Raw genomic sequence first — 13,156 nt, 5'->3', positions numbered from 1 at the left:
GGTGAGTTCGCTGGACAATTCAACGAAATTATATATAGAAATTGTGAAACAGCTGCGAAATATTATTCAAGAAGAAGGTTATCAAACAGGTGACAAACTACCTTCAGAACGTGAAATGTCAGAACGCCTAAATGTTGGGCGTTCTTCCGTTCGTGAAGCTTTTCGTGCGTTAGAGCTACTAGGTTTAATAGAGACGAGAAGAGGCGAAGGAACCTTTATTAAAGATTTTCGCGGTCATAATCTGGTACAATTACTGAGTACATTTATTCTGCAAGACAAACAAGCAAAAACTGATATTAAAGAAACGAAATATTTGGTAGAATGGGATTGTATATGGTTAGCGATGAGAAAAGCAACTCCAAAAGAACTTGAAGCTTTTAGAAATTGGGTCACTTCTGAGGTGTTTCAAGAGAATGAATATTTTTATCGCATCGTTCTCATAGCAGATAACCATTTATTTAAGCGTCTATGGACGATTTTAACCGATTATTATAATTCGTTAGACTTTGGTTCAGCTATTGTTGATCAAAAAACCTATCTGTCATTAATAGATGCGATGATAGAGAAAGATGAACAAGCAGCAAAAATTCAATATTGTTTAATAAGAAATTTGTCGAGCATTTAACGACAATGTTTTCCATCTTTTTTAAGCCTATTATTGTATAGTGATGAGACAAGCTATATTCTCGCACTTGCGTCGATAGGCAATTGTTTTTTTCTCAGTGGTCTGGCCACCTAGGGAAATGGTAATGATTACTAAAGTAGGAAAGGTAAATTTCACTTTTGTTATTTACTTTGTAATTACAAGGAGGTTTCACCTTGCTAAAAGACATCTTTACAAAATCAAAGAAGAAAAAATATGCAACTATTCCTTCTGAGGCAGCGAAGCAAGATGTCCCAGAAGGAATCATGACTAAATGCCCTGAATGTAAGAAGATAATGTATACGAAAGAACTAATGAAAAACATGAAGGTATGTATTAATTGTGGTCATCATCACCCAATGAACGCAGCAGAACGTTTTGAGAGCTTTCTAGATAAGGGAACATTTCAAGAGCTAGATCGTGAAATGATATCAGAAAACCCGCTTGCTTTTCCAGATTACCTTGAAAAAGTTGAAAAAGACCGTAAGAAAACAGGCATGAATGAAGCGGTAATGACAGGAATTGGAGAATTGGATGGTTTTCAAATTGTTCTGGCCGTAATGGATTCGACTTTTAGAATGGGAAGCATGGGCTCTGTGGTCGGAGAGAAAATCACAAGGGCAATTGAAAAGGCGGATGAATTGAAAGTGCCATTCATTATCTTTACTGCTTCTGGTGGTGCAAGAATGCAAGAAGGTGTATTGAGTTTGATGCAAATGGCGAAGACGAGTGTGGCGCTGAAGCGATTCAGTGATAATGGTGGCTTAATTATCTCGATAATGACACACCCGACTACTGGTGGTGTTTCTGCTAGTTTCGCTTCATTAGGAGATTTTAATTTTGCTGAGCCTAAAGCGTTAATTGGTTTTGCGGGTCGTCGTATTATTGAACAGACAATTCGTGAAGAGTTGCCAGAGGACTTCCAAACAGCAGAATTCTTATTGAAACATGGGCAGCTTGATGCCGTTATTCATCGTTCTAAGCTGCGAGAGGAGATTGCTAACATTCTTTCTATTCATCAGCCAGGAGGTGAGCTTAAATGGTAACTGAATTAACGTTTGAAAGACCGATTATTGAACTAAGAAAAAGAATAGCAGAGTTAAAAGAATTTACGAAGACAGCAGATGTTGATTTAGGAGCTGAAATTAATAAGCTCGAGACAAGATTAGCCAAGTTAGAAAAAGATATATATGAAAATCTAGGACCATGGGATCGAGTGCAAATTGCTCGTCATCCTAATCGTCCTACTACATTAGATTATATAGAGTATTTGTTTGATGACTTTTTTGAATGTCATGGCGATCGTGTATTCGGAGATGATGAAGCGATTGTTAGTGGGATAGCTAAGTTTAGAGGACATCCTGTTACAGTGATCGGTCATCAACGTGGAAAAGATACAAAAGAAAATATCCGTAGAAACTTCGGTATGCCACATCCAGAAGGTTATCGAAAAGCGTTGCGTTTAATGAAGCAAGCGGAGAAGTTTCGCCGACCAATTGTTTGTTTTATAGATACGAAAGGTGCTTATCCAGGCAAGGCAGCTGAAGAAAGAGGGCAAAGTGAAGCGATAGCTAAAAACCTTTTTGAAATGGCTAGTTTGAAAGTACCGGTTGTATGCATAGTAATTGGAGAAGGCGGAAGTGGCGGCGCTTTGGCGTTGGGCATTGGTAACTATATTCATATGCTAGAAAATGCTACTTACTCTGTTATTTCACCAGAGGGAGCTGCCTCTATCCTTTGGAAAGATGCGGCGAAAGCTCAAACAGCAGCTGAGTCGATGCGCATTACTGCTCCAGATTTAAAGGAGCTTGGAGTTATCGATGAAATCATACCTGAAGTAAAAGGTGGAGCTCATAAGGATGTTGAGCAGCAAGCACTAGCAATTGAAGATATTCTTTATCAGTCATTAAAAGATTTATCTCAACTAGATGAAAAACAATTAGTAGACCATCGTTATGAGAAATATAAATCAATTGGGAAATATTCGTTTTTAAGAGATTATATTGGGGTAAAATAAAAACGTGCGAATTGCACGTTTTTCCTATTATCCACGTTATTTTAAAAAAGATTATAATAATCTGTGCCAAACGAGAGCAGCTATAAAGTAATTTATATAAACTCTGATATGCTTCAAAATACAATGTATACCTTTGTTCATATTTGGCTTGAATGTGCTTTTAGTAATAATTCTTTAACGAAACTTAATAAATTATAATTGTGATGTTTATTTTTTCGTGCTATTTTAACAGTAGAAGAAGCTTATTAACCTTTTGTAGGTCCTCTTTTTTCCTTTCCCCTAGGTTCGTTCATATTAATAGAATACAAATTGTTTTCCCATAATAGAGGTGATAGAGAAAATGAAAAGAATTGGTGTATTAACAAGTGGAGGAGATTCACCTGGAATGAATGCGGCCGTTCGCGCAGTTGTTAGAAAAGCCATTCATGATGGTATCGAGGTATATGGTATTTATGGCGGTTATACTGGTCTAATTCATGGTAATATAGAAAAGCTAGAATTAGGATCTGTTGGTGATATTATTCATCGTGGCGGTACGATTCTTTATTCTGCAAGATGTGAAGAGTTTAAAACAGAAGAAGGAAGACAAAAGGGAATAGAGAACTTAAAGGCACATCAAATAGAAGGTCTAGTTGTGATTGGTGGAGACGGATCTTATCGAGGAGCGCTTGCCCTCACTGAAGCAGGTTTTCCATGTGTAGGTGTACCAGGAACGATTGATAATGACATTGCAGGTACACAATATACTATTGGATTTGATACAGCATTAAATACAGTCATTGATGCCATAGATAAAATCAGGGATACAGCGAGTTCACACGAAAGGACCTTTATTATAGAAGTAATGGGTAGAGATGCAGGCGATATTGCCTTATGGGCAGGCTTAGCTGGTGGAGCAGAAACAATCCTTATTCCTGAAGTAAATTACGATATAGATGAAATTGCAACAAAACTCAAAAGTGGACTTGATAGAGGAAAAAGGCATAGTATTATCATTGTGGCTGAAGGTGTTTGTAGTGGTATAGAATTCGCAAAACAAGTTGAGAGTGCAACCTCACTTGAAACGAGAGTGTCTGTTCTTGGTCATATCCAACGAGGCGGATCTCCAACGGCATTTGATCGTGTTTTAGCTAGTCGTTTAGGTGCTCATGCAGTGGAATTACTTGCCAAAGAAAAAGGTGGACAAGCAGTTGGTTTGAATAATAACCAAGTCGTAGCTAATAGCTTGCGTGATGTTTTAAGTCAACATAATAGGTTAGATTTAGACCTATACGAGTTATCAAGAGAGCTTTCAATTTAAGCGTACATAATTAGGAGGTATATATTAATATGCGTAAAACGAAAATTGTTTGTACAATTGGACCAGCTAGTGAAAGTATTGAAAAAATTATTGAATTAATAAATGCTGGCATGAATGTAGCAAGATTAAATTTTTCACACGGAAATTTTGCAGAACATGGTGAGCGAATTGCTAATATCCGTGAAGCATCTAAGCAAACTGGAAAGACAGTTGCAATCCTATTAGATACAAAAGGTCCAGAAATACGTACGAATGATATGAAAGACGGTGCGATTGAATTAGAAGCGGGTAACAATATCATTGTGAGTATGAATGAAGTGGAAGGGACAACAGACATATTCTCTGTTACATATAGTGGCCTCATTGATGATGTCCACATCGGCTCTAGTATTCTTTTAGATGATGGGTTGATTGCTTTGGAAGTCAATGCTATCAATAAAGAGAAAAAAGAAATTCATGCGAAAATCTTAAATAGCGGTACGTTAAAGAATAAAAAAGGTGTGAATGTACCAGGTGTTTCAGTTAACCTCCCTGGCATCACAGAAAAGGATGCCAAGGATATTCTTTTTGGAATTGAGCAAGAAGTTGACTTTATTGCCGCTTCCTTTGTTAGACGACCATCAGACGTTTTAGAAATTCGTCAATTACTTGAAGAAAATAATGCAGAATATATTCATATTATCCCCAAAATTGAAAACCAAGAAGGCGTTGATAATATTGAAGGTATTCTAGAAGTGTCAGATGGTTTAATGGTAGCGCGTGGAGATTTAGGTGTTGAAATTCCAGCGGAGGAAGTACCGCTTGTACAAAAGCAATTAATTAAAAAATGCAACGAGCTTGGAAAGCCGGTTATTACAGCAACACAAATGTTAGATTCCATGCAAAGAAACCCTCGCCCAACTCGTGCGGAAGCAAGTGATGTTGCTAATGCCATTTTTGATGGCACGGATGCAATCATGTTATCAGGGGAAACAGCAGCGGGTTCTTACCCAGTAGAAGCAGTTAAAACGATGCATAATATCGCTTCTCGTGCAGAAACAGCCTTAAATCATAGAGAAATTTTATCTCAAAGAAGTAAAAATAATAAACATAATGTGACCGATGCCATTGGCCAATCTGTTGCACATACAGCACTAAACTTGGGAGTCAGCGCCATTATCACACCTACAGAGAGTGGACATACAGCTAGAATGATTGCTAAGTTCAGACCGGTGAATCCAATCGTAGCTGTCACTTCACATGAATACGTTTCTCGTCGCTTATCACTTGTATGGGGAGTATATTCGCAAGTTGGCCAAAAAGCTAAGACAACCGATGATATGCTAGATATAGCTGTAGAAGAAAGTCTACAAACAGGAATCGTTCATTCGGGGGATCTTGTTGTTATAACAGCTGGAGTTCCTGTTGGAGAAGCAGGAACAACAAACTTAATGAAAATTCATGTAGTTGGCGATATCATTGCAAAAGCTCAAGGTATTGGCAGAAAGTCAGCATTTGGTAAAGCAGTTATTGCCCGCAATGCGAAAGAAGCAATGGAAAAGGTTACAGAAGGCTCAATACTCGTAACAATTGGGTCTGATCGTGAAATGGTCCCAGCTATTGAAAAATGTAGTGCTCTAATTACTGAAGAAGGTGGTCTAACGAGCCATGGTGCTGTAATTGGTTTAAACCTTGGTATTCCGGTTATTGTCGGTTTAGATATGGCTACAAAATTAATTAAGGACGGTCAAGACATTACAGTAGACTCACAAAGAGGTGTCATTTATAACGGCCATGCGAGTGTCTTATAAATATAGAAGAACTGTCGGATATTATTAATCGGCAGTTCTTTTTTTTATATAAGATTGAAAAATAAGGTTGAAAAGATATTTAGATAACCTAATTAAATTTTTAACTCAAAATAGAATATAATTGTTGCCAATATCGTTATATTAGTATAACATAATATTAAATATAATATATCACATTTATAATGATAACATATCTCTTAAATTATTTTGAATAGAAATATTGAAAAAAAAATAAATACATAATTAAAGGGAGTGGTGAGGATATGCTGAATTATATGCAAGGGTTTTGGATGGAAATGTGGAGGTTGCATGATCAAATAAAGGACTTATTACGGTTATTCTCAGTGAAGAACCAGTCTGATAAGAACCAATCAAATGAATTGAAGCAATCAGGTGAAAATAATGGAGAGAATCCGAAACAGAGAAAAAGAACGAATAAACAGAATATAGGATTATTATTAGGGCCCATTCTTTTTGCTTTAACGCTCCTATTTGTTTCACCTGAAGGAATGTCAAGAGAAGCCCAAGCTGTGCTAGCAAGTACTCTATGGGTTGCTGTCTGGTGGATTACAGAGGCCATACCAATACCAGTAACTTCACTATTGCCAATCATTCTCTTTCCCGTTACTGGTGCAGTGACAGAAGGAATTACGAGTTCATATGCGGATAATACCATTTTCTTATTTTTAGGTGGCTTTATTATCGCCATTGCGATGGAAAAGTGGAATCTCCATTTAAGAATTGCACTTGGTATCATTACTGTGGTTGGTACTAGTACATCTAGGCTTGTTCTTGGGTTTATGGTGGCTACAGGTTTCCTTTCAATGTGGATATCGAATACTGCAACTGCCATGATGATGATGCCGATTGCCATTGCTGTTATTACGCATGTAAACGATTCCATGAAGTCGGAAAGAGAATCTGCTAACCGGTTTGGTAAGTCACTAATGCTAGGGATTGCCTATGCAGCTTCAATTGGTGGTTTAGGTACTTTAATTGGGACACCTCCAAATATGATTTTTGCAGGTGTTGTAAAAGAAATTTATGGGATTGATATCTCTTTTGCTACATGGATGCTATTTGGGGTTCCTTTTGCGGCTATTTTATTACTTGTAGCCTGGTTTTACTTAGTTAAAATGGCTTTTCCTATGAGAATCAAGGAGCTTCCAGGCGGTAAAGAAATCATTTCTTCTGAAAGAAAACGATTAGGAAATATATCTTTTGAGGAAAAATTAGTATTAGTAGTGTTTCTTGCTACTGCGGTTGCGTGGATTACAAGATCGTTCATTCCTTTTGATTTTATGAGCCGAATTGACGACACGATTATAGCGATTGCTGCAGCGATTATTCTATTTCTTTTACCATCGAAAAGTAGTAAGGATGCTCAGCTCTTAAATTGGAAAGATGCATTGAATATTCCTTGGGGGATATTATTACTATTTGGTGGGGGATTAGCAATCGCCAAAGGCTTTAAGGATTCAGGTTTAGCCACATGGATTGGAGAGCAATTAACCGTTCTTGAGGGTGTGCATCTTGTTATTGTCATTCTATGCGTAACAGCACTTGTGACATTCTTAACTGAGATTACATCTAATACGGCAACAGCTACAATGATGTTCCCTATCATGGCATCTTTAGCATTAGCGTTAGACCTTCATCCGTATGCGCTTATGGTAGCTGCTGCAATTGCTGCTTCATGTGCGTTTATGCTCCCTGTTGCCACACCGCCTAATGCTATTGTCTTTGGATCTGGCTATTTAAAGATAGGTGATATGGCTAAATCCGGTTTTTGGTTAAGTATTTTTACAATTATCTTTGTTGGTGTAATGATTTATTTCTATATGCCAATTGCATGGGGTATCGATATAGGTACTTTCCCGAATTCGTTTAAGTAGCATTTGTTCTAAAATTTATAAAGTGGGAATTTCCAATGATGGAAATGTGTTATGTTTCTCGCGAGCCCATAATTTTGATATCATTATATATATAAAATATAATGAGGTGGCTAAATGCGCTATATATTATTACCGCTAATTTTAATCCCGGCGATTGAAATTGTTGTACTGCTTCTTGCCGGTAAGGCTTTAGGTGTGGCCGTGACATTTCTTCTAATTATATTGACTGGCGTTTTTGGCGTTTATATAGCAAAAAGGCAAGGGATGGAAGTAATGAAAAAGGTACAGATGGAAACGCGCCGTGGGGAAATGCCGGGTGATTCTATGCTAGACGGTCTTTGTATATTCATAGCAGGTATTTTCCTTGTGTTACCAGGATTTATTTCAGATTTCATAGGTGTTCTTTTATTAATTCCTTTTATAAGAAATAAATTAAAAATTATTTTGTATCACTTCCTTAGAAGGCGTATTAACCATGGTAACATCAAAGTGATAAAATGGTGAGCATTTAGACAAAGGTGATCCCATATATTAAAAAAAGAATAGACAAAAAGAGATCCGAACATATTCCAATTCGTTTATGTTCGGATTTTTACATTGGCGAGAAGTAGGTTTGTAGTCGAGATTCAAAAAGGAGTACCTCAAATTTAGCATCTATTATAATGGCTGACTTCTATTTCTCCTCTCTTCCATTTTTTATATAAAACCAAATATCTGTGAATACTTTTGCTCTGTACAAAGTAGAAAGGATGACAAGAATAATTGGACCAATAATCAGCCCGAGGAATCCAAATAGTTTAAAGCCAATAAATAAAGCGATTAAAGTCGCCAATGGATCTAAACCAATATTGGAAGATAAAATCTTTGGTTCCATCACTTGTCTTTGAACGATAATAATCACGTACAGGATAGAAAGTCCAACTGCAATGGTCGTTTCACCAATTAAAAAGGAATAAATAATCCATGGAATAAAGATGATACCTGTTCCTAAATAAGGAAGAATATCAACCATACCGGCGATAATGGCGATTGTCATCGCATAATCTATGTTTAATATTAATAAGCCCAACAAGATGATAAGAGTAGTTATTGAAATTAAAGTTGCTTGTGCCTTTATAAAGCCAAAAAGGGCAGATTTCAGGTCAGTGAAGACGGTAATGCTACTGCGTCTTACATATTCAGGTGCCAGATTAAGAAAAAATAGTTTTATTCTTTCCCAATCTTTACTAATGAAGAATGAAGCCAAAAGAGAAAAAATAATGACAGTTGCTGCATTAGGTATCCATGAGAATAACGCAGGCAGCTTTTCAAAAAAGGATTGTAGAAAAAGTCCTAATGATTGTCCTATATTCTTACCTATTTCTTCTATATTGGCCATAACGCTTGCTTGTTGTTCTGTTCCGAGATGGTTAAATAAACTGGTTAGTTTATTTAACACAGGCATAAATTGATTGGCGATCCAGTGTTCTATATGTGTAATAAACACTTGTACATGTGCTGGCACAACTTTTGATAGGTGAGCTGCCCCAGAGACCAATTCAGTGATTAAAATAACTGCGCCGCCCAGAATGACGCCTATTAGTAATGTTAAAGAAATGAAAACAGAAAAAGATCGTGGTATTTTACATGTATATTGAAAAAAATTGACTGTCCTATTAATGATGTATGCAATACCTAACCCAATTAGAAAAGGATAAGCAATGGATGACAAGTAAAAACTAGCAAATAATAAAGTAAATATGATGACTAAGACAAAAAAGAATCTCATGATTTGGTAATGTAGGGCACTTGTCATTGTTTGGCGCTCCTCCTTAATGTATTTTAAGTGAAAAAGGTTGAATAATCTGACATTGTTTTCTAGACGCTAATTTTAATCTTTTAACCTAAAATATGCTCTTTTGTCCTCATTATCTTTAATGGCGAAATGAGCAAATTAGAAATTAATTTTATCTTTTTTCGAAATTATGTTAAAATAACATCATTAACAGGAAGGTGAGATAGAATATGGAGTCATTCCTGTTTTTACTACTGCTTTTAGCTATCAGTATTGTGGCTAAAAATCAATCTCTTATATTTGCGATTGCTGTCCTCCTATTGTTAAAATTAGTCGGAACAGAGTTAAAAGTGTTTTCATTTATCCAAAGTAAGGGTATTAATTGGGGTGTAACGATTATTACGATTGCTGTCTTAGCCCCTATTGCAAGTGGAGCAATCGGGTTCAAAGATCTAGCAGATGCATTTAAATCACCTTATGCTTGGGTTGCTTGTATATCAGGCATTATCGTTGCATTATTAGCAAAGGGTGGGCTTACCCTCCTATCAGAAGATCCACATATTACGACTGCTCTTGTTCTAGGAACAATTCTAGCTATTACATTATTTAAAGGAGTAGCAGTCGGTCCGCTAATCGGAGCGGGTATCGCCTATTTATTCATGAAGATATTTGAGTATATTCAATAATTGGTAGAAAGCTATCAATCACTTGTATTTTTATGAATTTTTCGTTTCACAAAAGTCAGATAATTGTTTATAATATACATGTACAAATAGGTTTGATAGTTGAGTCTATGAAAATAGTAGATACTTTATACCAAAAAGAAAATGTAAGCATTTTCTTTCATTAATGTTTGTACATGTTTGTACTGAGCATACGTTCAGAGATTGTTCAGTCAGATGGAAATCTGACTAAGAATATCATTTAGTCTGTCTCCCAGCTTAATACATATTAGCTGGATTAAATCGGCTACAATAGCCAATAGAGCTATCAGGTTTATCTGATAACAACTTAATGAATAAGATTCATGCAGACAGAGGGTTTGGGGAAAATATTTCAAAGAAGGAGATGGTTTGTTATGACAGCGACACGCGGTCTAGAGGGTGTAGTGGCTACTACATCTGCTATCAGTTCAATCATTGATGATACTTTAACATATGTAGGCTATAACATTGATGATTTGGCAGAAAATGCTAGTTTTGAGGAAGTCATCTATTTATTATGGCATGGTAAATTACCTACACAATCACAACTAGATGAATTAAAAGCACAATTGGCAGAAAATATGAATTTGCCACAAGAGGTTCTTGCTCATTTTAAGACTTATCCAATTGATCAAGTTCATCCGATGGCAGCTCTTCGCTCCGCTGTATCTCTTCTTGGTCTCTATGATGAAGAAGCAGATGTAATGGAAGAGGATGCGAACTATAGAAAAGCCATCCGTTTACAAGCAAAAGTGCCAGCTATTGTTGCTGCGTTTGCGCGTGTGAGAAAAGGCTTAGAGCCAATTGCTCCTAAAAAGGAATTAAGTTTTGCTGCTAACTTCTTGTTTATGTTAAATGGGGAAGAACCAGAAGATGTAGCAGTTGAAGCAATGAATAAAGCACTTGTCTTACATGCTGATCATGAATTAAATGCGTCTACTTTTACAGCTCGCGTTTGTGTTGCGACATTATCTGATATGTACTCAGGTATTACAGCAGCTATTGGTGCATTAAAAGGACCTCTACACGGTGGTGCTAACGAAGCTGTAATGAAAATGCTTAAAGAAATCGGTACATTAGATAATGTTGAACCTGCTATTCGTGAAAAATTAGCGAATAAAGATAAAATAATGGGCTTCGGTCATCGTGTATATAGAAAAGGCGACCCAAGAGCGAAACATTTAAGAGAAATGTCTAAGAGATTAACAGAATTGACAGGCGAACCACATTGGTATGAAATGTCTACAAAAATTGAAGGAATTGTGACTGGAGAAAAAGATCTTCCTCCTAATGTTGATTTTTATTCGGCATCTGTATACCACAGCTTAGGTATCGATCACGATCTCTTTACACCAATCTTTGCAGTTAGCCGTGTTTCTGGTTGGTTAGCTCATATTTTAGAACAATACTCTAATAATCGTTTAATCCGTCCACGTGCTGATTATACAGGTCCAGGAATGCAAGCTTACGTTCCTGTTGAACAAAGAGGGTAAACTTTTTATTGAGTTTTTTCAAAACAGATGATAATAATAAATAAAGATAAGCAAGCTACTGAAAGGTTAGAGGGTTTGCCTTCTAGCCTTTGATTCTGGTAAGTTTGTGATGTGTTACTTTTAACACAAGGAAATTGGAGGGAGAAATTATTATGGCAGCAGAAAAAATTACAGTAAATAATGGTGTTTTAAATGTACCAAATGAACCAATCGTTCCTTTTATCGAAGGTGACGGAACTGGGCCGGATATTTGGGCATCTGCTTCTCGTGTTTTAGATGCAGCGGTTGAAAAAGCATATAAAGGTGAGCGTAAAATTGCTTGGAAAGAAGTTTTAGCTGGTGAAAAAGCATTTAACCAAACAGGCGAATGGTTACCAAAAGAAACTTTAGATGTAATTAATGAATACTTAATCGCCATTAAAGGACCACTTACAACACCAATTGGTGGAGGAATTCGTTCTTTAAATGTTGCATTGCGTCAAGAATTAGATCTTTTCGTATGCTTGCGTCCAGTACGCTGGTTTGAAGGTGTTCCTTCACCAGTTAAGCGCCCACAAGATACTGACATGGTCATTTTCCGTGAAAATACTGAAGATATCTATGCAGGTATTGAATATGCTAAAGGTACAGATGAAGTAAACAAATTAATCTCTTTCTTAAAAGATGAAATGGGTGTCAATAAAATTCGTTTCCCAGAAACATCTGGAATCGGTATTAAACCTGTTTCTCAAGAGGGAACAACTCGTCTAGTTCGCTCTGCAATTGACTATGCAATCAACGAAGGTCGTAAATCAGTAACACTTGTACACAAAGGTAATATCATGAAATTTACTGAAGGTGCATTTAAAAATTGGGGTTACGAACTAGCTGAAAAAGAATACGGCGATAAAGTATTCACATGGGCTGAATATGACCGCATTAAAGATGAAAGTGGCGTAGATGCAGCAAACAAAGCGCAAGCTGATGCTGAAGCTGCTGGTAAAATCATCGTTAAAGATGCAATTGCTGATATCTTCTTACAACAAATCTTAACTCGTCCAGCGGAATTTGATGTAGTAGCAACAATGAACCTTAACGGTGACTACATTTCTGATGCGTTAGCAGCACAAGTTGGTGGAATCGGTATTGCTCCAGGAGCAAACATCAACTACGAAACTGGACATGCGATTTTCGAAGCTACACACGGAACAGCTCCTAAATATGCAGGTTTAGACAAAGTAAACCCTTCATCTGTTATTCTTTCAGGTGTGCTTTTACTTAAACATTTAGGCTGGAATGAAGCGGCTGATTTAATTGAAAAATCTATGGAAAAATCTATTGCTTCTAAAGTTGTAACTTATGACTTTGCTCGTCTAATGGACGGAGCTACTGAAGTGAAATGTTCTGAATTCGGTGACGTCCTAATCAAAAACATGGACTAATTAACTTGATCTAGCAGGTTCAATTTAAAAATTGAGCCTGCTTTCTTTTTATTTAAAAACCTCATCCTTATTGATTGTGATGTAAAATTCAGTGGAAGATAAATTCCATCATATATGAA

General features: G+C 36.6%; 11 protein-coding genes. 10 read left to right on the top strand and 1 reads right to left on the bottom strand.

The features are described from left to right. The first annotated feature begins 1 nt into the window (after position 1). The 7 genes from MKX78_RS17610 (at position 2) to MKX78_RS17580 (ending at position 8,149) form a co-directional block, all read left to right on the top strand. A complete protein-coding gene (locus tag MKX78_RS17610; protein ID WP_095372301.1) occupies positions 2-625 on the top strand; it encodes a FadR/GntR family transcriptional regulator in 624 nt (207 codons plus the stop codon). A 194-nt stretch (positions 626-819) separates the two neighbouring features. Next, complete coding sequence (gene accD / locus MKX78_RS17605) at positions 820-1,689, top strand: acetyl-CoA carboxylase, carboxyltransferase subunit beta (RefSeq protein ID WP_095372302.1); 870 nt, start codon at positions 820-822, stop codon at positions 1,687-1,689. Beyond that, complete coding sequence (accA, locus tag MKX78_RS17600) at positions 1,683-2,660, top strand: acetyl-CoA carboxylase carboxyl transferase subunit alpha (protein ID WP_095372303.1); 978 nt, start codon at positions 1,683-1,685, stop codon at positions 2,658-2,660. Before accD ends, accA begins: the two co-directional genes overlap by 7 nt. A gap of 340 nt (positions 2,661-3,000) precedes the next feature. Beyond that, entirely contained in the window at positions 3,001-3,960 is a 960-nt protein-coding gene (pfkA, locus tag MKX78_RS17595) for a 6-phosphofructokinase (protein ID WP_095372304.1), read from the top strand. 29 nt (positions 3,961-3,989) lie between these two features. Next, entirely contained in the window at positions 3,990-5,750 is a 1,761-nt protein-coding gene (pyk, locus tag MKX78_RS17590) for a pyruvate kinase (protein ID WP_095372305.1), read from the top strand. A 263-nt stretch (positions 5,751-6,013) separates the two neighbouring features. Next, positions 6,014-7,645, top strand: a complete 1,632-nt coding sequence (locus MKX78_RS17585; protein WP_341051730.1) for an SLC13 family permease — start codon at positions 6,014-6,016, stop codon at positions 7,643-7,645. Positions 7,646-7,759: 114 nt separating this feature from the next. Next, positions 7,760-8,149, top strand: a complete 390-nt coding sequence (locus tag MKX78_RS17580) for an FxsA family protein (RefSeq protein ID WP_095372307.1) — start codon at positions 7,760-7,762, stop codon at positions 8,147-8,149. Positions 8,150-8,318: 169 nt separating this feature from the next. On the opposite strand, the gene ytvI is transcribed toward MKX78_RS17580, so the two are convergent. Beyond that, positions 8,319-9,440, bottom strand: coding sequence for a sporulation integral membrane protein YtvI (gene ytvI, locus MKX78_RS17575; RefSeq protein WP_341051728.1), 1,122 nt, complete (start codon positions 9,438-9,440; stop codon positions 8,319-8,321). A gap of 209 nt (positions 9,441-9,649) precedes the next feature. On the opposite strand from ytvI, the gene MKX78_RS17570 reads away from it, so the two are divergent. From MKX78_RS17570 to icd, 3 genes are all read left to right on the top strand, one after another. Then, complete coding sequence (locus MKX78_RS17570) at positions 9,650-10,105, top strand: DUF441 domain-containing protein (RefSeq protein WP_095372309.1); 456 nt, start codon at positions 9,650-9,652, stop codon at positions 10,103-10,105. A 392-nt stretch (positions 10,106-10,497) separates the two neighbouring features. After that, complete coding sequence (gene citZ, locus MKX78_RS17565; RefSeq protein WP_307312681.1) at positions 10,498-11,616, top strand: citrate synthase; 1,119 nt, start codon at positions 10,498-10,500, stop codon at positions 11,614-11,616. A 149-nt stretch (positions 11,617-11,765) separates the two neighbouring features. After that, positions 11,766-13,037 (top strand): NADP-dependent isocitrate dehydrogenase, encoded by a 1,272-nt coding sequence (gene icd, locus MKX78_RS17560; protein WP_180317068.1) that lies wholly within the window; start codon positions 11,766-11,768, stop codon positions 13,035-13,037. The last annotated feature ends 119 nt before the right edge of the window (positions 13,038-13,156 follow it).

Origin of the sequence: Cytobacillus sp. FSL R5-0569 (assembly GCF_038007265.1) — a bacterium.
Taxonomy (GTDB): domain Bacteria; phylum Bacillota; class Bacilli; order Bacillales; family Cytobacillaceae; genus Cytobacillus; species Cytobacillus kochii.
Note: the sequence above shows the minus strand (reverse complement) of the source record. Positions and strands in the feature narration are given on the sequence as shown.